22 protein-coding genes are annotated in these 26,818 nt (G+C 73.6%); 12 read left to right on the forward strand and 10 right to left on the reverse strand.

The genetic code is table 11. From position 1 onward, the window contains the following. Nucleotides 1-140: 140 nt before the first annotated feature. The 9 genes from ACIPYQ_RS28225 to ACIPYQ_RS28265 all read left to right on the forward strand — a co-directional run bounded on the left by ACIPYQ_RS28225 (nt 141) and on the right by ACIPYQ_RS28265 (nt 10,683). Nucleotides 141-1,406, forward strand: coding sequence for a glycosyltransferase family 4 protein (locus tag ACIPYQ_RS28225; RefSeq protein WP_401256442.1), 1,266 nt, complete (start codon nt 141-143; stop codon nt 1,404-1,406). Then, nucleotides 1,403-3,322, forward strand: a complete 1,920-nt coding sequence (locus tag ACIPYQ_RS28230) for an ABC transporter ATP-binding protein (protein WP_401256444.1) — start codon at nt 1,403-1,405, stop codon at nt 3,320-3,322. The genes ACIPYQ_RS28225 and ACIPYQ_RS28230 overlap by 4 nt, the downstream gene beginning before the upstream one ends. After that, nucleotides 3,319-5,109, forward strand: coding sequence for an ABC transporter ATP-binding protein (locus ACIPYQ_RS28235; protein WP_401256446.1), 1,791 nt, complete (start codon nt 3,319-3,321; stop codon nt 5,107-5,109). The genes ACIPYQ_RS28230 and ACIPYQ_RS28235 overlap by 4 nt, the downstream gene beginning before the upstream one ends. An 84-nt stretch (nt 5,110-5,193) precedes the next feature. Then, nucleotides 5,194-6,819, forward strand: coding sequence for a GMC oxidoreductase (locus tag ACIPYQ_RS28240; RefSeq protein ID WP_401256447.1), 1,626 nt, complete (start codon nt 5,194-5,196; stop codon nt 6,817-6,819). 63 nt (nt 6,820-6,882) lie between these two features. Continuing rightward, the gene (locus ACIPYQ_RS28245; protein ID WP_361754621.1) at nt 6,883-7,785 is read left to right on the forward strand and encodes a radical SAM protein; all 903 of its coding nucleotides are present in this window, start codon (nt 6,883-6,885) and stop codon (nt 7,783-7,785) included. Then, nucleotides 7,782-8,471, forward strand: coding sequence for a histidine phosphatase family protein (locus ACIPYQ_RS28250; RefSeq protein WP_401256449.1), 690 nt, complete (start codon nt 7,782-7,784; stop codon nt 8,469-8,471). The genes ACIPYQ_RS28245 and ACIPYQ_RS28250 overlap by 4 nt, the downstream gene beginning before the upstream one ends. A 5-nt stretch (nt 8,472-8,476) precedes the next feature. Continuing rightward, the gene (locus ACIPYQ_RS28255) at nt 8,477-8,764 is read left to right on the forward strand and encodes a DUF6137 domain-containing protein (RefSeq protein WP_401256451.1); all 288 of its coding nucleotides are present in this window, start codon (nt 8,477-8,479) and stop codon (nt 8,762-8,764) included. Next, on the forward strand, nt 8,757-9,809 hold the full coding sequence (locus ACIPYQ_RS28260; RefSeq protein WP_401256453.1) for a hypothetical protein: 1,053 nt from the start codon (nt 8,757-8,759) through the stop codon (nt 9,807-9,809). The genes ACIPYQ_RS28255 and ACIPYQ_RS28260 overlap by 8 nt, the downstream gene beginning before the upstream one ends. Then, a complete protein-coding gene (locus ACIPYQ_RS28265; protein WP_401256455.1) occupies nt 9,799-10,683 on the forward strand; it encodes a PIG-L deacetylase family protein in 885 nt (294 codons plus the stop codon). The genes ACIPYQ_RS28260 and ACIPYQ_RS28265 overlap by 11 nt, the downstream gene beginning before the upstream one ends. Before the next feature lie 131 nt (nt 10,684-10,814). Here ACIPYQ_RS28265 and ACIPYQ_RS28270 read toward each other — a convergent pair whose 3' ends face one another. Further along, nucleotides 10,815-12,734: a hypothetical protein gene (locus tag ACIPYQ_RS28270; protein WP_401256457.1), complete on the reverse strand. Its 1,920-nt coding sequence runs from the start codon at nt 12,732-12,734 to the stop codon at nt 10,815-10,817. A 119-nt stretch (nt 12,735-12,853) separates the two neighbouring features. Here ACIPYQ_RS28270 and ACIPYQ_RS28275 point away from each other — a divergent pair, with 119 nt between their 5' ends. Further along, nucleotides 12,854-14,104, forward strand: a complete 1,251-nt coding sequence (locus ACIPYQ_RS28275) for an aminotransferase class III-fold pyridoxal phosphate-dependent enzyme (protein WP_401256459.1) — start codon at nt 12,854-12,856, stop codon at nt 14,102-14,104. Nucleotides 14,105-14,183: 79 nt separating this feature from the next. Continuing rightward, nucleotides 14,184-18,032 carry a hypothetical protein gene (locus ACIPYQ_RS28280; protein WP_401256461.1) on the forward strand — a complete coding sequence of 1,283 codons (3,849 nt, stop codon included), beginning with the start codon at nt 14,184-14,186 and terminating at the stop codon, nt 18,030-18,032. 4 nt (nt 18,033-18,036) lie between these two features. Here ACIPYQ_RS28280 and aac(3)-VIII read toward each other — a convergent pair whose 3' ends face one another. The 6 genes from aac(3)-VIII to ACIPYQ_RS28310 all read right to left on the reverse strand — a co-directional run bounded on the left by aac(3)-VIII (nt 18,037) and on the right by ACIPYQ_RS28310 (nt 23,139). Beyond that, a complete protein-coding gene (gene aac(3)-VIII, locus ACIPYQ_RS28285) occupies nt 18,037-18,903 on the reverse strand; it encodes an aminoglycoside N-acetyltransferase AAC(3)-VIII (RefSeq protein WP_401256463.1) in 867 nt (288 codons plus the stop codon). A 100-nt stretch (nt 18,904-19,003) separates the two neighbouring features. Then, nucleotides 19,004-19,348 (reverse strand): hypothetical protein, encoded by a 345-nt coding sequence (locus ACIPYQ_RS28290; protein ID WP_401256465.1) that lies wholly within the window; start codon nt 19,346-19,348, stop codon nt 19,004-19,006. Nucleotides 19,349-19,397: 49 nt separating this feature from the next. Continuing rightward, complete coding sequence (locus ACIPYQ_RS28295) at nt 19,398-19,715, reverse strand: hypothetical protein (protein ID WP_401256467.1); 318 nt, start codon at nt 19,713-19,715, stop codon at nt 19,398-19,400. Beyond that, a complete protein-coding gene (locus ACIPYQ_RS28300; protein ID WP_401256469.1) occupies nt 19,712-20,308 on the reverse strand; it encodes a DUF2589 domain-containing protein in 597 nt (198 codons plus the stop codon). Before ACIPYQ_RS28300 ends, ACIPYQ_RS28295 begins: the two co-directional genes overlap by 4 nt. Nucleotides 20,309-20,503: 195 nt before the next feature. Then, nucleotides 20,504-21,778: an MFS transporter gene (locus ACIPYQ_RS28305; RefSeq protein WP_401256471.1), complete on the reverse strand. Its 1,275-nt coding sequence runs from the start codon at nt 21,776-21,778 to the stop codon at nt 20,504-20,506. Further along, nucleotides 21,775-23,139: a rhodanese-like domain-containing protein gene (locus ACIPYQ_RS28310; RefSeq protein ID WP_401256473.1), complete on the reverse strand. Its 1,365-nt coding sequence runs from the start codon at nt 23,137-23,139 to the stop codon at nt 21,775-21,777. Before ACIPYQ_RS28310 ends, ACIPYQ_RS28305 begins: the two co-directional genes overlap by 4 nt. A gap of 86 nt (nt 23,140-23,225) precedes the next feature. On the opposite strand from ACIPYQ_RS28310, the gene ACIPYQ_RS28315 reads away from it, so the two are divergent. After that, complete coding sequence (locus tag ACIPYQ_RS28315) at nt 23,226-23,891, forward strand: ArsR/SmtB family transcription factor (RefSeq protein ID WP_401256475.1); 666 nt, start codon at nt 23,226-23,228, stop codon at nt 23,889-23,891. An 85-nt stretch (nt 23,892-23,976) separates the two neighbouring features. Here the strand turns inward: ACIPYQ_RS28315 and ACIPYQ_RS28320 are convergent, their stop codons facing one another. From ACIPYQ_RS28320 to ACIPYQ_RS28330, 3 genes are read right to left on the reverse strand one after another with little or no spacing between them, the layout of a single operon-like run. Beyond that, nucleotides 23,977-24,435 carry a hypothetical protein gene (locus tag ACIPYQ_RS28320; RefSeq protein ID WP_401256477.1) on the reverse strand — a complete coding sequence of 153 codons (459 nt, stop codon included), beginning with the start codon at nt 24,433-24,435 and terminating at the stop codon, nt 23,977-23,979. Then, nucleotides 24,432-25,670 carry a DUF418 domain-containing protein gene (locus ACIPYQ_RS28325; protein ID WP_401256478.1) on the reverse strand — a complete coding sequence of 413 codons (1,239 nt, stop codon included), beginning with the start codon at nt 25,668-25,670 and terminating at the stop codon, nt 24,432-24,434. Before ACIPYQ_RS28325 ends, ACIPYQ_RS28320 begins: the two co-directional genes overlap by 4 nt. Next, nucleotides 25,667-26,725, reverse strand: coding sequence for an alpha/beta hydrolase family protein (locus tag ACIPYQ_RS28330; RefSeq protein ID WP_401256480.1), 1,059 nt, complete (start codon nt 26,723-26,725; stop codon nt 25,667-25,669). The genes ACIPYQ_RS28325 and ACIPYQ_RS28330 overlap by 4 nt, the downstream gene beginning before the upstream one ends. Nucleotides 26,726-26,818: the final 93 nt, after the last annotated feature.

Raw genomic sequence — 26,818 nt, forward strand, 5'->3', positions numbered from 1 at the left:
GGTCCCCTGCCGTGGCGGACCCGCCCCTTGCGGGCGGGCGCGGCGCACCGGCAGTGGTCCGCTCCGGCGGCGGACCGCCCCCGAGGTCCCCTGACCGTACCCGTCCTTCGCCCATCGCCGTTCCCTTCCGTGGAGTCCCCGTGCGAGTGCTACGGCTCACCCCCTTCTTCCACCATGACTGCGTCACCGAATGGCCCGCCGAGTTCGACGCCGTCGGGGGCATGCAGGTGCAGATCCTCCACCTGTCGCGGGAGTTGGCCGGCCGCGGCGTGGAGCAGCAGGTCATGACCGTCGGCTTCCCCGGCCTGCCCAGGACCCGGACGGACCGCCCCGGACTCGTCGTGCGCGTGACCCGCGCCCCGCTCCCCCGGCTCCGCTCGGAACTCACCGGCCTCGTGGGGCTGAACCAGGCGTGGCTGGCGGCCGTCCTCACCTCCAGCTTCCCGCTGCGCCGCAGATGGCGGCCGGACCTGATCCACGTGCACGCCGACGGCCAGTTGTGGGCGCTGCTCGCCGGGCCGCTCGTGTCCCGGATCACCGGCGCCCCGTACTGCCTGACGCTGCACTGCTCGCGGCTGGCGGTGTACGAACCGATGTCCCGCTTCGACCGCTTCCAGCACCGGCTGGTGCACGCGGTCGAACGGTACGCGCTGCGGCACGCGCGCAGGGTGTCCACGCTGACCTCGCGTACCGCCGACACCGTCGCGCGCGTACTGCCGATGGACCGCGCGCGCATCGACGTACTGCCCGACTCGGTCGGTGCGGTGCGGCCCGTTCCGGCCTCGCTGGCCGACGGGTTCGTACGGGAGCTGGGCGTGCCGGGCGGTGTGCCGGTGGTCGGCTGGGTCGGCCGGGTCGCCCACGAGAAGGGGTGGCGGGACTTCGTCGCGATGGCCGCGCGCTGGGACGAGCTGTCGGGTGCGCCGGGCGCGGTGTTCCTGGTGGTGGGCGACGGGCCGCAGTCCGGGCGGATGCGGGAGGCCGTCGCCGCGGCGGGACTGGCGGACCGCTTCGTGTTCACCGGATTCCTCCCGCACGACGCCGTGCCGTCGGTGATGACCGCGCTGGACGTGCTGGTCATGCCGTCGGCGCACGAGGAGCTGGGCGGCAGCGCCCTGGAGGCGATGGTGTGCGGCACGCCGGTGGCCGGGTACGCGGTCGGCGGTCTGCGCGACACCGTCGGCGGGGTCACTCCCTCGCTGCTGGTGGAGCGCGGGGACGTGGACGCGCTCGCCCGGGCGGCCGGCCACGCGGTGACCGAGGCGCCCGCACACCGCAAGGCGGTGGACGCGGCGCTGCCCGACCTGTTGGCCGCGTACGGGGACGACACCACCGACCGGGCGCTGGAGCACTACCAGCGGGCGCTCGGCCCCGAAGCCGAGGGGGGTGCCGGGTGGCGGCCATGACCTCGCTGCGGCGGTGTGCCGTCTACCTGCGCCCGAACCGGTGGCTGATGGCCGGGGCGTGCGGGGCGGCGTTCGGGTCGATGCTGGCCGGACTGCTCATGCCGTTGGTCCTCGGAAGGCTGGTCGACGGACCCGTGGCCCGGGGCGACTTCGCCGCGCTGCCCTGGTACATCGGCGGGTTCGCACTGCTGGGGCTGGTGGAGGCGGTGCTGCTGGGCGCGCGCCGGCTGCTGGTCGTACGGCCGGCGACCGGGCTGGAGACGGCGATGCGGGCGGACCTCTCGGCGCACGTCCAACGCCTGCCGCTGTCGTTCCACGGCAGCTGGCAGTCCGGGCAGTTGCTGTCGCGGACGGTGTCGGACGTGACCGAGATCGGACGGTTCACCGCGTTCTCCGCGGTGTACCTGATGGTGAACGTCGCGGCCTTGGCGGTCGGTCTCGTCGTCCTGGCCTGGCTGGCCCCTCTGCTCGCCCTGATCGTGTTGCTCGCGTACGCGCCGATGGTGCTGGCGACCACGGTGTTCGAACGACGGTTCCGGATCGTCGCCCGCTCGGCGCAGGAGGTGAGCGGCGACCTGTCCACCACGGTGGAGGAGTCGGTGCTCGGCGTACGGGTGCTCAAGGTGTTCGGGCGGGGACCGGATACGGTGCGCCGGTTCACCGAGCAGGCCCGCCGGCTGCGCGGCCTGGAGGTGCGCAAGCTGTCGTACACGGCGGCCCTGTGGTGGCTCATCACGGCGCTGCCGGACCTGGCGATCGTGGCGATGATCGGGTACGGCGGGCACGGCGTCGCCACGGGCTCGCTGACCCTGGGCACCCTGATGGCCTCGGTCACCGTGGCGACCTACCTGCGCTGGCCGGCGGACACGCTCGGCTGGCTGACCGCCGACGCCTCGACCGCCGCCGCCGCGGCCGACCGGTACTGGCAGCTCCGGGACGAGCCGGTGACGGTGACGGATCCGGAGCACCCCCGCCCGCTCGCGCGGCCCGTCCGCGGCGAGATCAGGCTGGAGGACGTGCACTACGCGCATCCGGGCGGGACCGCGTCGTTGCGCGGCGTCGACCTGGCGATCCGGGCCGGCACCACGGTCGCGGTGGCCGGGGCCACCGGCTCCGGCAAGAGCACGCTGCTGTCGCTGCTGTCCCGGCTGGACGATCCGACGTCCGGGCGCGTCACGCTCGACGGCACGGACCTGCGGGAGCTGGCCCTGGCGGACCTGCGGGCGGTGGTGTGCTGCGCGTTCGACGACCCGGCGCTGTTCTCCGGGACGGTGCGGGACAACGTCCTGCTGGGAGTGGCCCGGGAGGCCGCCGACGGCGCCGACCGGCCCGCGGGCGGCACGGGCGGCACGGGCGGCGAACGGTCCGCGCGGGACGAGCAGGTCTGGCAGGCGCTGCGCGTGGTGCGGGCGGACGGCTTCGTCTCGGCGCTGCCCGAAGGGCTGTCCACGGTCATCGGCGAGGAGGGCCTCGGGCTGTCCGGCGGTCAGCGGCAGCGCCTGGCACTGGCCCGGGCGGTCCTGCCGCGGCCCGCGGTGCTCGTCCTGGACGACGCGCTGTCCGCGCTGGACGTCAAGACCGAGCGGGAGGTGCAGGCGGCGCTGAGCCAGGTGCCGGGCCGGAGCACCACGGTGGTGGCCGCGCACCGGCCGGGCACGCTCCGGCAGGCCGACCAGGTGGTGTTCCTGTCCGGCGGGCGGGTGGCGGCGACGGGCACGCACGACGAGTTGATGGCGCGCGAGCCGGAGTACCGGCTGCTGATCCGGACGGCGCCGGACGGCGCGAACGCCCCCGACGGCGAGGACCGGGCGGCCGGCCGGCCGGCCGACGACGCGCACGGACCACACGGACCACACGGACCGCACGGACCGGGCGGACCGGCGGGAGGCCTGGCGGGGAGGGCGGAGACGCGATGAGCGACACCGAGGACACGGGCACAGGGGCCCGCAACGCCCTGCTGCGCATGCTGCTGAGGCCGAAACGCCTGAGGCTGGCGGCCGCCACGGCGCTCGCCCTGGTGGAGAACGCCTGCGGGCTGGTCCCGCCCCTGCTGATCGCCGCGGCCATCGACCGCGGCGTCCCGGCGGCGGCGGACGGCCGGTGGTCACCGCTGATCGGGTTCACGGCCGCCGCCCTGGCGGCCGGGCTGACCACCGCGACCGTGAAGTACTGCTTCCTGCGCTACTCGGGCGGCATCGCCCAGGACCTGCTGTTCGAGCTGCGGCACCGGGCCTTCGCCCACGTGACGGGCCAGCCGCTGGCGTTCCACGAGTCGTACCCGTCCGGCCGGGTCATCACCCGGCTGTCCAGCGACGTGGAGTCGGTGGAGGAGATGCTGGAGATGGGCCTGGACGGTCTGTTCTCCGCGCTGTTCTCCATGGTCGGCATCCTCGCCGTGATGCTGTGGCTGGACGGGCCGATGGCCACGGTGGTCATCGTGCTCTTCCTGCCGCTGTTCCTGCTGACGCGGTGGTTCCGGCGCCGGTCGCGGTTCGCCTACCGGCGCACCAGGACCGCCGTCGAGGGCGTGGTCGGGCACACCGTGGAGGCGTACAACGGCATCCGGGCGGTGCAGGCGTTCCGTCGCGAGGACGCCAACGCCCGGCGGCTGTCCGGCCTCGACGACCGGTACGCGGTGGCGCGCGGGGAGTCCGGACGGGTGAGCGCCGCGTTCAGCGGCGGCGTGAAACTGATCGGGAACCTGTCCCTGGTCGGTCTGCTGACGCTCGGGGTCTTCCGCATCGACCAGGGGCACCTGCAGATCGGCACGCTCACCGCCTTCCTGCTGTACGTGCACCGGCTGTACGACCCGATCGACGAGCTGGCGAGCTTCGCCAACGCCTTCTCGTCGGCCTCGGCCGGCCTGGAGAAGATCGGCGCCCTGTTCGTGCGCCACCCGGCGGTGGCCGAGCCCGAGCAGCCGGTCCCGCTGCCGGCCGGACGGGACCTCGGCGGCCGGACCGCGGGCGCCGTACGGATCGAGGACGTGCACTTCCGGTACGGGGAGCAGGGCAGACCGGTGCTCTCGGGCGTGGACCTGACGCTCGAAGCGGGCCGGACGGTGGCCCTGGTGGGCACCACCGGGGCCGGGAAGTCGACCATCGCCAAGCTCCTGGTGCGGCTGTACGACCCCACGGCCGGGCGGATCACGCTGGACGGCGTCGATCTGCGCGATCTGGCCGACGGGGAGCTGCGCGGCGCGGTCTCGATGATCACGCAGGAGGCGTTCCTGTTCTCCGGCTCGGTGGCGCGGAACATCGCGCTCGGCCGGCCGGACGCCTCCCCGGCCGAGATCCGGGCGGCGGCGGAGGCCGTGGGCGCGCACGGCTTCATCAGCGCGCTGCCCGAGGGATACGACACCGACGTGCGCAAGCGCGGCGCGGGTCTGTCGGCCGGGCAGCGGCAGCTGATCGCCATGGCGCGGGTCATGCTGACCTCCCCGCGGGTGCTGATCCTGGACGAGGCCACGTCCAGCATGGACGTCCCGTCGGAGCGGGCCGTGCAGGAGGCGCTGGTACGGGTCCTCGCCGGCCGTACCGCGGTGATCATCGCGCACCGGCTGTCCACGGTCACCATCGCCGACCGGGTCCTGGTCATCGAGGACGGGGCGGTGGTGGAGGACGGCTCCCCCGCCGAACTGGCCGATTCCGGCGGCCTGTTCGCCGGGATGCAGCGGGGCTGGCTGGCCGCCACCTCCGTATGACCCGCCCCCGTCCGGCGCGCCCGGCCCCGCCGGCCCCGCCCGCGCGGCGGGCACCGCACCCCTCACTTCTACGAAAGGCAGACGATGAAACGCCTTCGGGGCACCCTGCCCACGGACGCTCCGCACGCATGGCACCCGGACCCGCTGGGGCCGGCCCACCGCGACGGGTGGGACACCCGGGACGACGGCCGGGTCTGGGACGTCGTCGTGATCGGCAGCGGGGCCAGCGGTTCGGTGGCCGCCGACCGGCTCGTCCGGCAGGGCCTGGAGGTCCTGATGCTGGAGGAGGGGTTCCGGCTCTCCCCCGAGCTCGGCAACCCCGAGCTGGACGACATGTGCCGTACGGCCCTGGTCCCGGACGGCAAGGGCGGCTGGAGCGACGAGGGCTGGCCCTGGACCACCTCCAACCTCGGCGGCGGCACGGTGTTCTACGGCGGGGCCTCCTGGCGCTACCGTCCCTTCGACTTCGACCCGAGCGCGCTGATCGACGCCGGCGGCCTCGACGTGCGCTGGCCGTACGGGCCGGCCGAACTCGCCCCGTACTACGAGGTGCTGGAGCGCCGGCTCGGCATCTGCGGCGGAGAGGAGGGCGAGGGGAGCCGCGGCCCCGCGCATCCGCCGACGGCGGCGGCCGAGCTGCTGTACGAGGCGGGCACCGCCCTGGGCTACGAGCCGTTCCCCACCCCGCTGGCCATCAACCGGCAGTCCCACGGCGGGCGTTCGGCCTGCGGTCGGGACTCTCTGTGCGTCAGCCACCAGTGCCCGACGGGTGCCAAGGCCGACGCCGTCTCGGTGTTCCTCGCCCCGCTGTCGGGCCATCCCTGCTTCACCCTGCGCACCGGGATGCGGGCGCTGCGGCTGGAGCAGGACGCCCGGGACGCCGTCACCTCCGTGGTGTGCCTGGACCGGCTGTCGCGCACCGCCCACCGGATCCGGGCCCGGTCGTTCGTCGTCGCCTGCAACGCGATCCAGACCTCCGCCCTGCTGCTGCGGTCCCGCGGCGGACACGCCCCGGAGGGGGTGGGCAACCACTCGGGGCTGGTGGGGCGCGGTCTGACGATGAAGCTGAGCGAGTACGTCAGCGGGGTCGTCGAGGCGCCGGAGGGCATCACGCTGGCCGACTGGCGCACCCACGGCGGCCCGTTCTCCACGATCGCCTTCCTCGACCACTACCTGGACCCCGACTGCCCGACGGGCGTGGGCGGCATGATCTACGAGTCGAAGAACGACGACCCCCGCCTGATCCGGCACGACGCGCTGGAGCTGCGGATCGAGACGATCCTGGCCGACCACCCCAGCCTGGACAACCGCGTGCGGCTGTCCGACCACCTCGACGAGGACGGCGTCCCCTCCACCGTCATCGACTACACGGCCGACCCCCGGGACCTGCGCCGCCTGGCGTACATGACCGACCGCTGCGAGGACCTGCTGCGGCAGGCCGGGGCACGGTCCGTGCGGCACGAGGAGAGCGACTTCGCCCAGGGCAGCTGCCACCTGCACGGCACCTGCCGGGCCGGCGAGGACCCGGCGACCTCGGTGGTGGACGGCTGGGGGCGGGTCCACTCGGCCCCCAACGTGTACGTCGTCGACGGCAGCTTCATGCCCTACCCGGGTGGGCTGAACCCCACCCTGACCATCCAGGCCCACGCCCTGCGCAGCTCCAAGGCGGTGCTGGGCGATCTCGTGGCCCGGCGCGCCGTCCACGTCTGAGACGGCCCCGCCTCCCCCTGTCCCTGCCCTGCCCTTGCCCAACCCGACCGAGGAGTCACGACCATGGCATCCGACATCGTCTGGCCGCCGCCCGTACGGCGGATCCGCGCCTACCGCAACATCGTCGTCGACGGCGCCTGCAACATCCGGTGCTCCTACTGCGAGGTCAAGAAGGCGAAGGTGGACCAGGCGGCGACCATCCGCTCCCTGGACCGGATCTTCGCCGACTACGAGCCGGACGGGGTGCTGTTCCGGGTCGAGTCCGACGGTGAGATCACGCTGTACCGGAAGATCGTCGACCATCTGCAGAAGCGTGCCTCCGAGGGGTACCGGATCGAGGTGCTGAGCAACGGCACCAAGGTGCCGACCGCTCTGGAGGGCCGCCCGGACCTGCTGTGGGTGTTCTCCGTCGACGGCCACACCGAGGAGATGAACGCCAAACGCGGCCTGAAGCAGGCGCAGGTCGACCGCATCATCGACGCCGCGGTGGAAGTGGAGGCGGAGCTCCAGGCCGTGTACTGGGGCCAGCCGGTGGAGCAGGTCAACGACTGGATCGACCTGCTGGAGTCGCGCGGCTACAAGGGCCGGCTGCACTTCATGCCGCTGCTCGCGTTCAAGGGGCAGCCGCTGACGGTCAACCTGCGCTACGCCGACCTCCACCCGGCCGACTTCCTGGCGCCGCCGGAGTACTACCGCCGGTGGAACCACATCTTCGAGACCGGCAAGCGGGACGCGGTCTGCGACCAGATCACCAACGGCTACAACTACCAGGTGTCCGGGGACGAGATCCGGATGGTCAAGTGCGACTGCTACTCGGTGCCCAAGCACCTGGTGCACGGCTTCGGCCCGATCCGCGAGTTCGACAACTGGCCGTGCGGCACCTGCATCGCCAACCAGGAGTTCAACAACTCGCGCGAGCGGATGCTGGCACCGCAGCCGGGCCGGATCCCGCTGCCGATGGCATGACCGGCGGCGGAGGTACGGGCGCCGCCCAGCGGTTCGTGCTCGTACGGCACGCGGAGGCGAGCCTGAACGTGCTGGAGGACGAGGACCTGCTGCCGGGTTTCGACCCGCGGGCCGGGCTGACCCCCCTCGGCGAGCGGCAGGCCCGGGCGCTCGCCCGGCATCTGCCCGGCGACCCGGCGGTACGGCCGCGCGGCCCCGGCCCGGGCCCGGTGGTGCGGCTGTACTGCAGTCCGCAGGCCCGGGCCGCCCGCACGGCGGCGGCGCTGGCCACCGCACTGGGCGTACCGGCGGTGGCGGACGGGCGTTTGGCGGAACTGCGGGCACCGGAGGTGTTCCCGCATCCGATCACGGTGCGGGAGTGGGATGCCGTCCTGGAGGACCGGCTGCGCCGGCCGGCCGCCGAGGTGTCCGGCGTGGAGAGCTGGGTCGACCAGCGGCGGCGGGTGCGGGAGTTCCTGGACGCGTGCTGCCCGGTGGCGGGCGACGGCGGGCTGCGGGTGCTCGTGTCGCACTCCGAGACGATGCAGGCCCTGCTCTTCGAACTGCTGGGGCTGGACGACGTCCTGCTGCACCGCACCCGTTTCAAGATCAGCAATACCGGTGTGTTCATCGTGGACAGAACGGAGGACGGATGCGCTTCCCTGGTGGTGGCGAACAGCAAGACGCACCTGGCCAGGACGGCCTGACCCGGATGCTCGTCCTGAAGTGCCTCGCCGACGAGACCGGCGACGACGCCGGCGCCATCGTGGCGCGCGGGTTCCTGGACGTGGACGACCGGGAGTTCGCGAACATCGTCAACCGGCTGGAGGGCTACTTCGACTGCACCCTGTGGCTGCGGTCGCGGTCGGAGCGCCGGTTCCTGGTGGACGAGCTGGTGGGGCTGGTGTCGGCGGCCACGGCCACGGTCGGAGCCGGGAGCGGCGCCGGAGCCGGCACCGGAGTCGGGGCCGGGGCCGCGTCGGAGGCCGACCGTGCCTGAGGCATCCGGCCCGCGCGCCCTGTTCGAGATCTACGACGAGGGGTTCGCGTCCCCGTCGTGGGGCGGCGTCGAAACCGCCCTGTGGCATCTGACGCGTAGCCTGCGCGAGGCGGGCATCGACGCCTCCTTCTACCGCGAGTCGGAGGGCGCCGACCTGGACGCGCTGGCCGCGCGGGTGGAGCAGGACCGGGTGGACGCGGTGTTCCCGCTGGTCGAGAGCGCCCTCTTCGCAGGCGCGGCATGGCGGCGGCTGCCCGGGCTGCACCGACGGACGGTACGGATCTGGCACGACGTCAGTCTGCTGTCGGCCGACCTGTCCACCCCGCCGGCCTGCCCGGTGCACGCCGCCGCGCCGGCCCTGCCCGGGGCGCCCCCGCAGGCCGGGTGTCCGGCGCGGGGGGCGCACCCCGACGGACCGATGCGGGAGGTGTTCCTGCGGGACCTGGCGTGGACGCGCTGCTTCCCGGACCGGTCGGTGATCGGCTGGGCGGCCGATCACGTACCGGACAAGGACCTCCACGACCCGTCCGGCCCGGTCGTCCTCCAACTCGGCAAGATCGACACGGTGGATGCGGAGCGGTGCCTGCGCCGCCTGCTGGAAGCCGGACTGCGGCTGCGGGTCATCTTCGCCACCTGGTCGCGCCGGGGCCGTGAGGCCCGGGACCTGGTACGGGGACTGGCGGACCCGGACGGGCGGATCGAGGTGCTCGACGCGTACGACATCCGTACCGACTGGAACCGGGTCTTCGGCGGCGCGGCGCTGTTCCTGCTGCCGTCCGTGTTCCACGAGACGTTCAACTTCGCGGCGGCCGAGGCGGTCCAGCTGGGCGTGCCGGTCGCCACCCTCGGCGAAGGCGGCAACCTGCCGAGCTTCGCCTCGCTGCGGGCGCCGACGGTGGACGCCCTGCTGGACCGGGTGGTGGCCTGTACGGGTGCGGGCGGCCGGCTGCCCGCACCCCGTCCGCGTCCGCCGGCCGGGTGGCGGGACGTCGCCGCCCGGTACGCGGATCTCGTCCGGAAGGGGGCGGTCCTCGGTGGGCGGTGACTCCTTGCGCGGACCGGCCTGCGAGCCGGCGCGGCCACCGGGCGAGAGGGCCCTGGCCGAGCGGCTGCGGGAGGGGCGGACCCTGCTGGTCTCGCCCCACCCGGACGACGTGGCGTACTCGTGCGGCGGCCTGCTCGCAGCCGTGGGGCGGCCGGCGCACGCCACGCTGCTGACGGTCTTCACGCGGTCGGCGTGGGCGCTGCCCCGCCGGCTGCGGCGGGCCGGGGCCCGCGTCATCAGCGCCCAGCGGCGCCAGGAGGAGCTGCGCTACTGCCGGATGCGGGGGCTAGCGGAGTACTGGCCGCTGGGCTTCGCGGACGCGAGTCTGCGCGGCTACGACGACGTGGCGGAGGTGTCGTCCCCGCTGGAGGCCGACGGCATGCGCGACGCGGTGGAGGAGGCGGTGGCGGACGCGGTGCGCCGGTCGGACGCCGACACCGTGCTCGCACCGGCGGCCGTGGGGAGCCACATCGACCACCTGCTGGTCCACGGGGCCGTGCACGGCGCGGCGCGTGAGGGCGCGCTCGTCCTCTTCTACGAGGACCTGCCGTACGCCGGGCAGCACGAGGCGGCGGCGGTGGAGCGGACGCTGCGGGACGAACGGAGGCTGGTGCCGTTCGCCGGTGTCGACATATCCGGTGTCGTCGAGCAGAAGGTGCGCGGCATGTACGTGTACGGCAGCCAGACCGACGACGAATGCGTCCGCGAGGCCCTCCACCACGCGCGCCGCACCGCCACGGCGGCGCCGGGCTCCACGGTGGCGGGGGCTGCGCCGGGTGCCCCGCCCGGTCCCGGTCGGACCGCATCACACGTCGAACGGCTGTGGATCGCGGCCCCCGCGGCCCCTGCCGCCGACCCGGCGGGGGCCCGGTGAACGGGCTCGGTCACCGCCTCGCACCGACCGGGCCCGGTCACGTGCCGGACCCGGACCGGCGGTTCGGCCGCGCCGGCCACGTCGGCCGGCGCGGCCGGGAGCCGGTGGGCCCGCCCGGCCGGCGGCCGGCGTCAGCCGAGGGTCTCCACGTACGCGGCCTGTGCCTCGAGTTCGGCCGTGACGCGGTCGACGGTGGGTCCGGCCGGCGCCGGATACCGGCGCAGCCAGGTCTTGACGTTCCAGTAGAGGGCCTCACCGGCCAGGTGGAGTCCGGCGTCGAAGGCCCTGGTGTCGCCGCTGGTCCCGGCCACCGCCTCGCGCAGCAGGTCCCGCGCGGAACCGTCGAGCCGGTTCTCGACGAGGAACGACGCGATCTCGCTCTCCAGGCAGCCGCCCCCGCCCCAGATCCAGTCCAGTCCGAACCGCCTCAGCCCCGTTCCGGCGAGCTGCCAGTGCCAGTGGGCGTGGCCGTACGGCAGCGGGGTGCGGAACAGCATCCCGTGGACGCCGCCGAGCGGCGCCCGGTCCGGTACCCGGCGGGTGAGCCAGGCCTCGTCCACCGGCAGCGGACGGCCCGTTCGGTCGCGCAGCCGCCGCAGCGCCAGGCCGAGCCGCTCCCGCGGGTCGTACGTGGCGTCCGGCCCCGGACGTCCCAGCTCGCCGAGTTCGCGCAGCCGGTGCCAGGAGCGGGCCACCTCGTCGAGGACCCGGCGCCGTTCGGCCCGGGTGAGCTCCGGCAGGGCCTCACGCAGCGGGCGCAGGCCCGGCTCGTGGGGCGTCACCAGGTAGCCGTCGGCGAAGACGGTGCCGGCCGGGAGGAGGTCGCCCATGGCGTGCAGGGTCCGCGCACAGTGCAGGCCGTGCGTGCCGGTCCCGATGAACCGGAAGTGGTACGCGGCTCCGTCGGACCCGGCGGGCGGGACCGGAGTCAGGGTGAACGGCCGGCGGCGCGGGTCGACCCGGCGGGCTGCGCCCTCCTTCGCCGCGGTGGCGGACGGGGTGCCGTACACGGTGGTGAAGGTTCCCCGGAAGGGCTCGGCCCGGTAGTCGGTGCCGGCCGGCAGCGGTACGCCGGCCTTGCGGGCCCGGGCGACGAGCGGGCCGGTACCGGCGGACCCGGTCGAGGCGTGCCCGGTGAGCTGCCACAGCCGCAGCTCACCGGTCCGCACCGGCGGGCGTTCGGCGGTCAGCCGCACCGCGGGGCCGTCGAGGCCGTAGAGGCGCCCCGGCGCGGCGAGGACGAAGCCGTGTGCCCCGGGAAACCGGGCGGCCAGGTGGTCGCGCACCGCCATGGCGGTGGCCCCGGTGTCCGGCTGGTCGTCCACCAGGACGAGGACCGTGCCGGCCGGCAACGTGGCCGGCAGCGCCGCGAGTTCGGCCGCGGGCAGGGTGATGGCATCCGCTCCGCGCACCGGTCGGAGGCTGTGCCAGGGACCGGTGGCGCGTCCGGCGTCCTCGACGGCCGCCTGCCAGAAGGGGGCGAGGTAGGACCCGCCGGTGCGCACGGCGACGACGAGGACGGGCCGGGACGGTTCCCGGCCGGTCAGCCAGTCGGCCGCCTGGGCGAGGGAGAGTTCGGGGTCGGCGAGGTCGTAGCCGTGGCACTCCGGGGTCTTCCAGTCGGTGGCGTGCCGCAACAGGGCGGCGGTGACGGGGTCCCGGTGCGCCTCGGCGGAGCGCCACAGGGAGTGCGTGGTCCCGGTGGCCAGACGCAGTGCCCGCTCCACGGTGCCCAGCCGTCGCTCGGCGTCGCGGGCAGGCGCTCCGGGGGCGGCGGCCGTCTCCCGGGCGAGCGCGGTGCACAGGGCGCGCAGCCGGGCGGCGACGACGGCCTGCGGTCCGGCGGTCCCGTCCGACGGCCCCACGGTCCGCTCACGTGGGTCCGCCGCCGCGCCCAGGGCCTGCGACGCCGCGGCGGCGGCGTCGGAGAACAACTGCTCGGCGAAACAGGCGCACGCGTAAAGGGCCGCCGTGCTCCCGTCCCGCCGGGCCGTGTCCACGAAGGCGCGGTGCAGGGCCGGCAGCGCCACATCGGATGTCATCGCATCCACGTCCATTTCCTCCCGGGGTGTGGGCAGCGGAATTCCGGCCTGAAGAAGTCCGGACCGCACGGCCACTGTGCGCCCGCCCCGATTCCCGTTCAACACAAGTCTTTCCCACGAGGTGAACAATGACGGAAAACTCTTCACTGCTGGCCGAATTTCCCACCTGCCCGCGCGACGCGAACAAACGACCGCGGGTTTTCGCTTCGGCTTCCGGCGCCCATCTCATCGATGAATCCGGATTCCGCTGGATCGATTTCGACAATGCGCGCGGGTCGGTTCTGCTGGGGCACGGCGCCCCGGTCGTCGCCGAGGCCGTCGCACGGGCGGCGACCGGCGCCGACGGCTCGGCCACGGGCTGGAGCCCCCGCGTGGACACCGTGCTGGAGCGGCTGCACGCGCTGTGCGGCGGCGAGGTGGTCGGCCTCTTCCGGTCGGGTACGGCGGCGGTGCGGGCGGCGGTGCTGGCGGTGCGCGAGGCGACCGGCCGGCCGCTGCTGCTGAGCTGCGGCTATCACGGCTACGACCCCATGTGGTACCCGTCGCCGACGCTGCTGGAGCCCAACGCGGACGGGGTGGTGGACTTCTTCTTCGACCTCGGACTGCTCGCGGAGCTGCTGGCGGCGCCGGAGCGGGTCGCCGCGGTCGTGGTGTCCCCGGACCACATGCACCTGTCGCCCGAGTGGTACCGGGAGCTGCGCCGGCTGTGCACCGAGGCCGGAGTCGTGGTCGTCGCGGACGAGGTCAAGGTGGGGTTGCGGTACGGGCCGGGCCTGTCGACGGCGGAGCTGCTGGCGCCGGACGTGTGGACGGTGGCCAAGGGCATGGCGAACGGGCACGCGGTCTCGGCGGTCGGCGGGTCGCGCACGCTCCTCCGGCCGCTGAAGGAGGTGTCGTTCACCTCGTTCTTCGAACCGACGATCCTGGCGGCGGCGGACGCCGCCCTGGCCCGCGTCGCCACCGGGGAGCCACAGCGTGCCGCGCGCGCGGCGGGGGACCGGTTCCTGCGTCACGCCCGCAAGGCCCTCGCGGATGCCTCGCTGCCCGTCGAGATAGCCGGTGACGGCACGTTCTTCCAGTTCGTGCCCGCCACCGAGGAGCTGGAGGAGGACTTCTACCGGGCGTCGGACGCCGAGGGGCTGCTCTTCTACGCGGGCGACAACCAGGCGGTGTCCGCGGCCTTCGACGACGCCGTGCTGACCGATGCCGAGCAGCGGTTCGACCGGGTGTGCGAGCGGCTCGCCGGCCACGCGGGTACGGCGCCGGTCGACGAGACGGCCCGGTACCGCGTCGCCTGGAACGTGCTGGACGGCCTGCGGGACGCCGGCCGGGACCGGACCGCGACCACGGAGCTGCTGGCGCGGCTGCTCGACGACTGATCCCCGGCCCGGACGAAAAAAGATGCCCACGAGGCGAACCGAACCCGGCACCGCACACGGAACAGAACAGGCGACGGAAATGGGAACAGAAGAGGAATTGCAGCGCGATCCGGCATGGGAAACGGAGAAGTACGGTGCGAAATGCGCCCGCCTCCTCGCGCTGTACCGCGACCCGGAATTCGCGGCGGTGGCCCTACCGGTGTATCCGCTCGCTTCCGCCGACGCGTACGAATACCTGGCCAAGGAAGGCGCGGCGGGCACGGGCGACACCGCGGGTCCCCTTCCGCAGGGCGAACTCGTCGCGGGATACGCGGCGTTCCTGCGGGACCGGCTTCCCGACCTCGGTGAGTCGCTGGCCGCGGTCTGCGGTGACGCGCCGTGGATCGTCCGCAGTTCGGGGGACGAGGACCAGGAGGAGCACGTCAACGCGGGCGGGTACGAGAGCCTGGTGTGCGCGCGCCCCGAGGAGCTGTACGCCACGGTCGCCGCGGTCGTCTTCAGCGGCTACGGCGATCACGCGGTCGCCCAGCAGCGGCTGGCCGACCCGTCGTACCGTCCGTCGCCCATCGCCGCCTTCGTACAGCCCCTCGTCGACGCGGCGCCCCTCACGGCCGGCCCGGCCGTGGCCGCCGTGGAGACCCCGCTGCCGGGACCGGCGGACGTGGACGCGCTGGCCGGGCTGCTGGGCCGGCTGCACGAGCGGTTCGGCATGCCGAGGCTGGACTCGGAGTGGGTGCTGGAGACCGACGCGGGCACCGTGTCCGTCACCGGCCTGACCGAACTCACGCCGGACGGGCGGCTGGTGGGCCAGTTGTCGCTCGGTTTCGGTTTCGCGTCGGCCCAGCGGCTGGGCGACGGCGACAACAGCCTCGCCTGGCTGACCGGCGTACCCGGCACCGTCCTGTGGCGGGGGGCCGTGCTGCGCCGCGTGGAGACCGCGAGGTCCCGGCTGGTCCAGGTCCGGCCCGCCGCCGCGTTCGAACCCGAGCCCTCGCTGGACGTCCTCACCGAGGAGTGCCGGGACGCCTGGCGGGACGCCTGCGTGGCCGCCCCGGTCGACATCCTCGTGCCGCCGCGCCGCGTGCGCGCCTCGTCGTTCCTGACGTCGGTGCGGCTGGAGGACGCCTGGAGCCGCTACCTGCGGCTGGAGCCGGAGCAACGGAAGCGGCTCGGCCACGTACTGGTGGAACGGGGCAGCCCCGCGGAGCACGCGGCGGTGATGTTCCGGCAGCACGGCGTCGCGGTGCTGCGGGGCCGCCCGGAGGACATCCCGGAGACCGCGTCGTACGCCCTGGCCGACCCCTGGACGCAGGAGTGTCACTTCGGCACGGGCCGGCCCCCGGAGGTGGTGGTCGAGACCCGGCGGATGTCCTCCGTGCCGCAGGGCTGCCGGCTGCTGTTCACCCGGGCGGACTGCGCGGAGGCCGCCGCCGTGGTGCGTGCGGACGGCGCAGCGCCCGGCCCGGCGCTGATGCCGGGGGTCACACGGCTCTACGAGCTGCCCCACCTGCCGTCCCGGGTACGGGACCGGATCGTGCTGGACAGCTTCCGGCCGTCGCCGGACCTGTTCGTCCGGCACGGGGCCGAGGTGGCGTCGCCGGCGTTCACCGCTCGCACGGCGGAGGCCCTCCTCGTGGACGGGGTGCCCCCGGAGCGGGTGGCGGAGCTGGTGCCGGAGGCGGCCGGCGGGTACGTGCGCGGGCTCGTCGCGGCCCGGGCCGCCGGCGCCGCCCTGGCCGCGCTGCCGCGCTGCGCCCGGACGGCGCCGCCCGGGACGCTCGGCGCGGCGGTGGCGGGCGCCGCCGATCTCCGGCTGCCGGTGGCGCTGGCCCGGCTGGAGGACTCGACGACCCTGTCGGACCCGGCGCTGACGGCGGTGCTCCCCCGCGTTTTCGCCCTGGCGGGTGCGCCCGGCGGCACGGGTACGGAGGCGGCGCTGGCGCTGCTGGGGGCGGTGGAGTCGCTCTCGGCGGCCATGAACGCGCTGGACGTGTACGACGCGGCCGAGCGGGACGAGGTGATCGGCCGCACGGTGGCCGTCCTGCCGACCGACGACCCGGCTCGCACGGAGGAGCTGTGCCGCTTCGCCACCCGCTCCTCGGCGCCGCCGGCCGAGACCCACCGGTTGCTCGAACTGGCCGCGGCCGACCGTCACTTCGCCGCGCGGTACCTGGCGGTCGAGCGGTGCCGGGTCGACCTCTCGGCGGCCGACGCGGGCGACGCGGGGCGGCGCGGGCGCGCGCTGAACGACGCCTACCGGGCCTACGCGTGCGCCGATGCGTGGCACGACGGCGGGGCCGGGGGCGGGGGCGCCTGCGAGGCAGGGGGCGCCGGCGGGGACGCGGTCCTGCTGGACCTGATGCGCAGCGACCTGATCGAGGCGTACGACAGCACCCTCAAGCGGCTGCTGCTGGACCTGGTGGACCGCCCGGAACCGGGCGCCTACCGCGCCTATCTGGACGTGCTCGACGCCTGGCTGTCCCTGGCCGGCGCGTACGGCCTGTCGCCCCAGGAGGAGCGGGCGGTCTCGGGCTTCGGCGCCTGGGTCCGCGAGTGGCGCGGCCGCCCGGTGCCCGAGGACTTCATGCTGGACGAGGAGCTCACGTGGGGCCGGCTGCTGGAGCTGGCTGCCGCGGGCGAGCCGGCCGACGGTGACGACGGACCGGGCAACCCGCATCAGCTGCACAACGCGCTGCACCAGTGGCTGCTGTCCCGGACCGCCCGCTACCCCGCCGAGCGGGCGCCCTCGGTGGTACGTGAACTCCAGCGGCTGTCGGACCGGTTCGGGCCGGGCGGCAACAAGCTGCTGCGCTTCACCCGTGACGCGGTCGAGCTGGACGTCCCGCTCGGCATCCACAAGGCGAGCCTGATGTTCCGCCCCGACCGGGTGGAGGGTGAGTGGACGGAGCCGCCGGACGTCACCGAGGAGGACGCGGGCCGGCTGACGGGCCTGACGGTCCTGCTGGAGCGCTGCGGCGGCTGGTTCCCGGAGCTGGAGTTCCGCTGCGAACGGGTGCGGATGGCCGGCACCTGGACCCTGCGGGTGGAGGCCCGCCCGACGGGTTCGGAGCGTTTCTCACCGGCCGGGATGCGGCTGGCGCTCGGCGTGTTCCGCACCCTGTTCGACGGGTCGTACGACTTCTCGTACGTGCCGGCCGAGGACGTCGCCGACCTCGGCGGGGCGTTCCGGGAGCCGGAGTGGGCGGCGGTGTTCCGCGCGCTGGTCGACTACCGGCTGGTGTACGAGGACGCCGAGCTGTTCGAGACCCTGGAGACGCTGCCGCTCGGCACCGCCATCGGCATGCTCTGCGTCGACCGCCGGATCCGGTCCGAGGTGGCGGCGGCTTCCGCAGCGGGCGGGGAGGGAGCGGTGGCCCGGCTCGACGCGGCGTGGCGGCGGCTGGCCGGCACGACGGATCCGACGGACTGGATCGCCGGGCACAACACGGTGCAGCAGCTCGCGCTGCTGGTGGCCGCGCGGTTCCCGGAGACGGCGGTGGCGGCCCTGACCGCACCGGAACAGCCGGGTTGGGCGGACGTCCTGGCGGCGGCGCTGCTGCCCCGGGCGGACGTCCGCGACGCGGTCGTCCGGGCGTTCGGTGACGGGCCGGACGGCCACGGGCTGTTGCTGAACAGGGCACCGTGGCTGGTGCTGTCGGCGGCGAACGCGGCGGAGGTCGCCCGCCGCGTCGCGGCCCGCCCGGGGGCGCACCGCCGCTGCAAGCAGTTCCTGGCCCACCGGTACGCCGACGTCCTGGCGGACGCCGGTCTGCTGGCGGACCTGGTGGCCGGCCTAGAGGTGGTGCCGTACGGGCACGGGCCGCGGCAGGAGGAGCCGCTCGCGGCCGCGGTGGCCGCGGCCGGTGGCCGGCTGCGCCGGGACATCCGTACGAAGCCGGGGGTGGGCGGCGCCGGCCTCGCCGCCTGACGGCTCAGTCGGTGGGCGGCGCCGGAGCGCCGAGGCGGTTCTCGATCCAGTCGACCCCGAACCGGACCACGTCGGGGGCCTCGAAGAGGTGGCTGGGGGCGGCGCCCACCAGACCGGTGCGGCCGAGACCGGCGGCGAGCATCTCCTCGGCGATGACGGTGAACGGCCATACGCCCGGGGGGACCACCCGTCCGTAGTCGAACGCCTCGGTCTCGGTGTCGACGTCCGTGAACCGGCGCCACACCCGCTCCCCGTCGACCGTGATCGGCTGCTCGTACGTGACGTACCGCTTGCCGGGCGCCCGGGCCATGGCCTCGGCGTGGTGCAACAGGGTCAGCGCGTCGAGGGGGGCGCCGAGGAGGAGGACCCGGCCGCCGGTCGCGGCGAGCCGGGCGAGCGGGCTGTCGGGACCGTGCGGGTCGTCCCAGGGGTGGTCGTCCATCAACAGGTGGGCGGCCGGCCCGACGGCCACGCAGCCGGCGTCGGGATGGCGGCTGCGCACGGCGCCCGGCCAGTGCCGCAACGCCTCGGGGATCCGGCCGACGCCGTGGTCCGCCTCGCTGAGCAACGGGTCGTACACGGGCCATTCCGCCCGGGCCGCCTCCCGCCAGTCCTCGGGCCAGTCGGCGAGGTCGTAGGGCGGGGCGTCGTTCCAACCGCAATACGCCATCAGAGTCCCGGAGGGCCCGACGGCCTCCACTAGGGCCTCGATCACGGTCCGGGTGCCACCCGGGACGAAGCCGATGGACGACATCCGGGTATGGACCATGACGGTGTCGCCGCGCCCCACACCCAACGCGCCCAAGCCCCGCGCGAGGCGACTACGGGTCACCGGCCCACCGGCCCGCTCGATGAGCTCCTTCTCGTCCACGACGGAAAACCTAGCGCCGCACCGCCCCACGAACATCACATTCCGGCCGCCTGTTGATCCGGCCCGTGAAGACGGGCGTGAGAATCAGCCTGCGGGGCCGTCAGTCCGCGACGACTTCGTAGGCCAGGGTGTAGCTGGCGCCGTCGGAGTTGAACTCCGCGGACTTCGCGCCGGCTCCTGCTTGGGCGGCGTTGATGTGGTGGACGCCGAGGAGGTCGTCGGGGTCGAGCCACCAGCCGGCGTCCTGGTCCCAGACCTCGACCTTGACGTGCGAGTCCTTCGAGAACGGGACGTCCAGGTTGATGTCCCAGGTCTGGCCGGTGTTCATGGCCAGCGATGCCTGGCCGTAACGGGTGCCGCCGAAGACCTTGACCAGCACCTCGTCGTCGCCGCCGTTGTCCTCGGTCGCGTTGCAGGTCAGAGTCAGCAGCCTTGCGACGGGCATGATCGGAACCTCCTTGGCCGTGGGGGGGATCTTGGGCTTTGCGGTGCTGTCATCCAGCGGGGTGTGCCGGCGGTTCCAGGTCGTCCTCGGTGAAACGGAGGGTCAGGGTTCCGAGATGTTCCGGGCGGGTGTCGGCGAGTTCCCCCGGTGTCACGAGGATCTCCGTGCCCTTGTGGGAGACGAGGGAGATCGCGTACTTGACTTCGATGGTGACGTCGGCGAGTGACATGTGGGGTATTCGGGCCCCGCGCAGGAGCGGTTCGTCCGCGTAGAGCCGTGCGGCTTCGACTGAGGCGCGGTCGGCGTGGGTGCGGCCCCGGACGAGATCGGTGCCGAGGCCGCCCACGAGGTCGGAGAACCGGGTCACGCCTGGATCTGCTCCTGGATCAGGCTCTCGAGGATCGAGAGCACCTTGGCGAGGCCGCCGGGCAGTTCCTCCTGCACGGCCCGGGCCTTGACGCCCATCGAGTAGGAGCGGGTGTCCTTGTTGCCCTCCTTGGTGTCCCGCTGATAGGCGAAGCTGGCCTTGAGCCGGGCGGATCCCCAGCCCCAGGAGGCTTTGGCATCAAGGTCGGCGCCGACCTTCACCTGTTCGTCGACCTGGCGGAACTGCACGGAGTCGATCTTGGCGAGGAAGTCGATGTCGACCTCCTCGATCCGCAGGAACGGGATCGGCAGGATCGCCAGCAGCGGCACGGTCAGCTGGACGGGCCTGGCCTCGCTCGTTCCGTCCGGCTTGGGGACCTGCTTCTGGTAGGTGAACGTCACCATCGCGGGCTCGCCGGTGACCTGGTTGCCCGGGGTGACCCGGCCGTCGGCCGGCGGGTTGAAGCCGACCTGCTTGACGAAGTTGACGGTGGCCAGAGCGGACTGCACCTGCGCGTGCACGGCGGCGATCAAGGGGCCGCCGATGAGGCTCTCGAAGTTGAGGGTCGAAAGTTCGGTTCCGGGGTCAGTCATGTGTGTCCTCCGATGTGCCGGATCGGGAGCCAGACTGCCTGCGCCGGAAGGTGGCGTGCAGGGCGTGTGGGGAGGCGCTCGGGGGCACGGGTGGCCGTGCCGCGACCAGCCCCGGCGCGCGCACGACGCTCGGGGCTCACCGTCCATCGACAGACCCCCGAGCCCGGGTCCTGATGAACCTCGCCGGTGTGGTGGCTAGGTGCGGGGGTGGGTTTCGTACATGCGTGCCGCGACGAGGAGGCCGGAGGCGGCGGTGAGGGCGGCGATGGTGTAGATGGCGGTGGTGAGGCCGTAGGCGTCGGCGAGGATGCCGGCGGTGAGGGCGCCGACGGCGAAGCCGCCGTCGCGCCAGAGGCGGTAGACGCCGACGGCGCGGGCGCGCCAGGCGGGGTGGGCGACGTCACCGATGACGGCGAGGAGGGTGGGGTAGACGAGGGCGGTGCCGATGCCGAGGAGGATCTGGGCGGTGGCCCAGACGGCGAAGGTGGTGCCGGCGGCGACGAGGGCGATGGCGGCGGCCTGGAGGAGCATGCCTGTGGTGATGAGGTGTTTGCGGCCGATGTGGTCGGACCACCAGCCGGTGAGCATCTGGCCTGTGCCCCAGACGGCGGGGTAGAGGGAGGCGAGGATGCCGATCTGTGCGATGGGTAGGCCGTGGGTGGCGAAGAGGAGGGGGAAGATGCCCCAGGCGAGGGCGTCGTTGAGGTTGTTGACGAGTCCGGCCTGGCTGGCGGAGGAGAGGGCCTTGTCGCGGAGGCTGGTCAGGCGGGCGATCTGGCCGGTGGTCAGTTCCGCGTCGTGACCGTTGCCGGTGGGGTTGGTGTGGCGGACGGCTTCGAAGCGGGCATGGTCGCGGGTCTCGCGTACGGCGAAGACGGACAGGCCCAGGGCCAGGACGACGTAGGCGGCCCCGAGGAGGAACGGGGCGGGGCGCAGTCCGGCGTGTTCGGCGATGGCGCCGGTGGCCATGGCGGTCACGGCGACGGCGCCGTATCCGGCGGCTTCGTTGAAGCCCATGGCCAGTCCTCGGCGTTCGGGGCCGGCCAGGTCGATCTTCATGATGACGGTGGTGGACCAGGTCAGGCCCTGGTTGATGCCGAGCAGGATGTTCGCGGCGATGATCCAGCACCAGGACGGGCCCCAGGCGAGCATCGCGGGCACGGGCAGGGCGATCAGCCATCCGGCGATCAGGACCGGCTTGCGGCCGAAGCGGTCCGACCAGGTGCCGGCGAAGAAGTTGGTGACGGCCTTCGTCGCGCCGAACGCCACGATGTAGGTGAGGGCGGCGGTGTAGGCGGACAGGTGGAAGACGTCGTCGGCGAGCAGCGGCAGGACGGTGCGTTCCTGGCCGAGCATCCCGCCGACGAGCGCGTTGACCGCGACGAGCAGGGCGAACTGGGGGAGGTTGGCCCGCAGCCCGAGCCGTATGCCGGAACCGGTACCGGTATCGCCGCTTGCGTGGATGCTCACGCTCCTTCCTGCAGGGGGCGGCCGGTGGCCTCGGCCCAGTCGCCCGGGCCGCCGTCGAGGACGGCGAGGTCCCGCTGCCCGGCGCGCTGCAGGAGGCTGGCGGCCGTCATGGCGCGCTCGCCGTGACCGCAGGCCACGACGGCGCCGACCGGAGCCTCGCCGGAGCGGGCTGCGAGATCGCCCAGTTCGATGTGGACCGCGTCGACGATGTGCCCCAAGGTGTGTTCCGCCCGCTGGCGGACGTCCAGGACGGGCCGGCCCCCGATGCGGTCGGCGGTGAGCAGTTCGATGCTCTGGCGCTGTCCCCCGGCGGAGGTCCAGGCGTCCATGCCGCCCTCGAGGTGCCCGGCCAGCCGCTCGTATCCGATCTTCAGGGCCTGCCAGGTGAGCTCCGCGAGGTCCTGGCCGGGGGAGGTGACGAACACGAGCGGGCTGTCGCCAGGAAGCAGCCAGCCCAGCCAGGTGGCGAACTGCCCGCGCAGCGGGTTGGAAATCGCGCCGGGTATGTGGCCTGCGGCGAAATCGGCGACGGAGCGGACGTCGACGAGCTGGGCGCCCTGGTCGATGAGGCTGCGGACCTCGGCCACCGTGAGCGGGGCGAGCGTGGGCGCGGAGCCTAGGACCGCGGGCCCGCGCCGGTTCACCTCGCCGAGCCGGTCGAAGTACGCCGGGTAGGAGCCGAGGCTCCCCAGCAATTGCCGCACGAAGGCGTCCTCGTCCGGCGCGGCGAGCAGCGGGTTGGCCCGTCGCTGGTCCCCGATGGTGGTGGTGCGTTCGGCGCCGGGAGGGGCAGAGCAGAAGGAGCCCGCGCCGTGGGTGGGCCAGACCGCCGTGCTGTCCGGCAGCTCGGCCAGGCGTGCCAGCGAGTGGTACTGGGCGCGGGCCAGCTCCTCGGCGCGGTCGGCGCCGAGGAGGTCGGTGCGGGCGGCCGAGCCGACGATCAGCGAGCCGCCGGTGAAGACGCCCAGCTCGCGCGTTCCATCCAGGAGGAGGAAGGAGAGGTGTTCGTCGGTGTGGCCGGGGGTGGCCAGGGCTCGCAGGGTCAGCCCGCCGAGGTCGGTCTCGTCGCCGTCGGCGAGGGGTGTGTGGGGGAAGGCGCGGTGGCCGGCGGCCGAGGCCAGCACTGTCGCGTCGTCGTCGTGCGCGAGCTGCACGGCGCCGGAGAGGAAGTCGGCGTGCAGGTGGGTGTCGGCCGCGTAGGCCACACGCAGCCGACGACGTCCGGCAGCGGCCCGCAGCGCGCGCAGGTCCCGGCTCGCGTCCACCGCGAGGGCGCGGCCGTCGCCGAGGTCGACGAGGTAGGCGCTGTTGCCCAGCCCCTCGTCCACCAGCGGCGTCAAGTGATCGTCGGCGAAGCCCATCAGGTCCTCCAAGTGCCACGGTAGGGGCTCGGTGGTCCCAGCGCCCACCCATAGATATAATATTCCATGGATCTATGGAGGATGGAATGGGAGACGCCGCGCGCAAGTCGGCCCTGTACGACGCTTTCGCCCGCACGGGCAAGGCGCTGAGCAGCGGAAAGCGCCTGGAACTGCTCGACCTGCTGGCCCAGGGCGAACGCACCGTCGACGCGCTCGCCAAGGCGGCGGGACTGAACCTGACGACCGCCTCGGCCCACCTGCAGACCCTCAAGCAGGCTGGACTCGTCGCCACCCGCCGCGAGGGCGTGCGGATCCACTACCGCCTAGCCGGCGACGATGTCGCCACCCTCTACGCCCTCCTGCGCCAGGTCGCCCACACCCACCAGCCCGCCGTCGAACCGGCACGCACCGCATACCTCGGCACGGACGCGGCGGAAGAGGTCGACCGCGAGGAGCTGCTCGCCCGTGCACGAGCGGGCGAAGTCGTCGTCCTCGACGTCCGCCCGGCCGAGGAATACGCCGCCGGCCACATCCCCGGCGCGATCTCCATCCCGGTGGAGGAACTCGCCGAACGCATCGCCGAACTACCGGACGGCGTCGAGGTCGTCGCGTACTGCCGCGGCGCCTACTGCGTCCTCGCCCACGACGCCGTACGCCTGCTGCAGAGGGAGGGCCGCAAGGCGATCCGACTGATGGACGGCATGCTCGAGTGGCGGCTGGCCGAACTGCCGGTCGAGGCGGAGGCCGCCTGAGTTCGGCACCTCGTCGCGGCGCCACCGACGGAAGTACTCGCCCCTTGCCGCGGCAGTCGATGTGGCTGAGGACAGGCCGGTCGCCTCAGGCGGCGGGTGGTGGAGCGAGGATCAGTGGCCACAGGGCGCCGGTGGCCAGGTCGGCCTCGATGTCCCCGAGCGAGCGCTCCCGCTCCGCCACGACGAGTGCGGTGGCGCGTGACGCCCGGGCGTGCATGTGCGCCGCGACTGGCGCCCTCACGGTCAGCAGCAGTACGGCCTGCGGGTCGTGTTTCGAGCAGTCCGATGGTTCCGGGTCGCCTTGGCCGGCCGGGCGGTAGGCCACGACGGAGACGGTGAGTGTGCCGTCGTCGGACCTGTGCCGCTCGGCCCAGCCGTCTGTGCGGACCAGGTAGAGGCACCTGTCCCCTTCGTAGCCTTGGTTGCACAGTCGGGCGACGGCGCGTTCGGCCGGGTCGCCCTCGGGATCGACGGCCACGATCGGCAGTACGACGTCCGGATCTACCGGATCCAGGCCCTGGGCCAGCCAGAGGCGTGCCGTCATGCTGCTTTCCCCCTCCACTTCGGCAGACGGCCCAGGGTAGCTGCGCGCAGCAGCCACTCCACGGGCCCGTAGCGGTGGCGGGCCAGCCACCAGCGGCTGAAGAGGAGTTGGGCGGCGAACAGGGTCAGGGCGGTCAGGGTGACCAGGGCGGGGGCGACGCGGCCGACGAGGGCGGCACCGAAGCCGGTGAACACGAAGGCCAGCACCAGCGACTGGGTGAGGTAGTTGGTCAGTGTCATCCGGCCGGCGGGAGCCAGGGCCGCCGCCAGCCGTGGGCCTCGGGGGCCGGCCAGGACCCGCAGGACGGTGGCGCCGTAGGCGGCCGCTAGGAGCGGTGCGGTCACGACGTCCACGGCCACCGCGACCAGTTGGTAGGCGGTCCCCGGGTATCCCTGGCTCGCGCGTGCCCAGACCAGGCCGCCCGCCACACCGATGGCGAAGCCGGTCCATTGCAGGCGCCGCAGGAGCGGCAGGTGGCAGGCGGGGTCGGTCAATGCCTTCCGCTTACCGGCCGCCAGGCCGAGCAGGAACGCGGCGAAGGCTGCCGGGGCCTGGAAGAAGGCCAACATGAACGCGACCTCGGGCAGCTGCCGCAGGTGGGCGGCGATCACCGAGCCCGCGTCGCCGCGCAGTGCTTCGGTGGCTTGCCTGCCCTGCTCGGTGATTGCGGCGGTGTCGACGCCGCCGCCCCCGGCGGCGGCGACCAGCGCGGCCAGCAGCAGATAGGCGACGGCGGTGGCGCCGAGCAGGACGACGGCGGTGCGCACGGCGGTGCGCGGCCGGATCCGGTGCACGGCGAGCAGGACCAGGCCGAGCACGGCGTAGGTGGTGAGGATGTCGCCGGGGAAGAGGACGACGGCGTGGAGGAGGCCGAGGGCGAACAGACCCGCACAGCGCCGCAGGAACCGGGGCAGGAAACTCGCCCCGTCGCGTTCCGCGGAGGCGATCTGGAGGGTGAAGCTGTAGCCGAAGAGGAAGGAGAACAGCAGGTAGAACTTGGCCTCGAAGAAGACCTCCGTGACGAAACGGACGGCGGTGTCCAGGGCGGAGCCGAACGCCGGGTCGTCCACTCCGCTCCCCCGGTACGCGGAGGCCATGAAGGTGATGTTGACGAGCAGGATGCCCCAGAGTGCGAAGCCCCGCAGTGCGTCGACGTGGGCGAGGCGCCGAGCGGTCGGAGCGGCCCCTCCGGAGTTCTCTCGGGCGGCGGGTCCTGTGGTGGATTCTGTGGTCATCGCTTTGCGCCTTCCTCGTCGACGGAGGCCAGGAAGTTCTGCTGATCGGTCAGGAAGCCTTCGGCGAACAAGGCCCTCGGTGCGAACACCGCGGTAGCGGTGAGGCGCAGCCGCGAGGCCTCGACGTCGTGTTTGACCAGGCCATGGGTGGCACCGGGGTAGTGGGCGACGTGCAGGGCGGGCCCGGGCAGCAGCCGCTCGTAGCCGGTCTCGGTGTCGGTCGTGTCCACGTTCACGTCGTGTCCGGCGAGGACCAGCAGGACGGGGGTGCCGCGCAGCGCCGGGAGGTCGGCGGTGGCGTCGGCCGTGTGGTTCTTGGAGACGAACCGCCAGCGGGCGGGCGTCATGCCCTGCGGGTCCCCGACGGCGCGGACATATTCCTCGTACGGGGCTCCGCGTGCGAGCAGTTGCAGGCCCGTCTCGCGGCGGCACAGCGCGGCGGCGGTCTCGGTGTCGGAGGCGCGGTCGCGGTGCAGTTCGGCGAGGAGGTTGTAGCGGCCCTGCTGGTGCCAGTTGAGGGCGGGCGAGACGGCGATCACGAACCGGACGCCGTGGTCCTTCGCCGCGATCTTGGGCAGTACCCAGCCCGCCTGGCTGGCGCCCCAGAGGCCGATCCGGTGCCCGTCGATGTCGGGTTGCTGTCGGGCCCAGGCGATGGCGTCGGCGGCTTCATCGGCGCGGTCGTCCATGGACTGGTCGAGCCAGTCGCCCGGTGAGCCGCCCACGCCCGGCTTGTTCCAGGACAGCGAGGCGTAGCCGGCGCGGGCGAAGGCTTCCCAGATCGGCCGGTAGAACGTGTCGTGGGTGGCGTCGACCGGGCCGTCGCCGTGGACGAAGACGACGAGGGGGAACGGGCCCTTCCCCTCCTTGGGCAGGGCCAGCACGCCGTTCAGGGTGCGTCCGCCGTGGCGTACGGTCACCTCTCGCTCGCGCAGGTCGTAGGTGTTCTGCCAGGCCGCCAGCCCTCCCAGCGCCGCCGCCACGAGGGCCAGTGCGGCGAGCGTTGCGCCCACGGCCCGCGCGACCCGTCGGCGTCTCGTACGTACCGCTGTCATCGGTGGCATTCCACCCCTCCCCCGGAAACTATCGAACAAAGAACGCTCGTTTCAGTTTCGACCGTACTATGTTCGTACGTAGAGCGCGAGGAG

The organism is Streptomyces sp. NPDC090045 (assembly GCF_044747975.1).
In the GTDB taxonomy this organism is placed as follows: Bacteria; Actinomycetota; Actinomycetes; order Streptomycetales; family Streptomycetaceae; genus Streptomyces.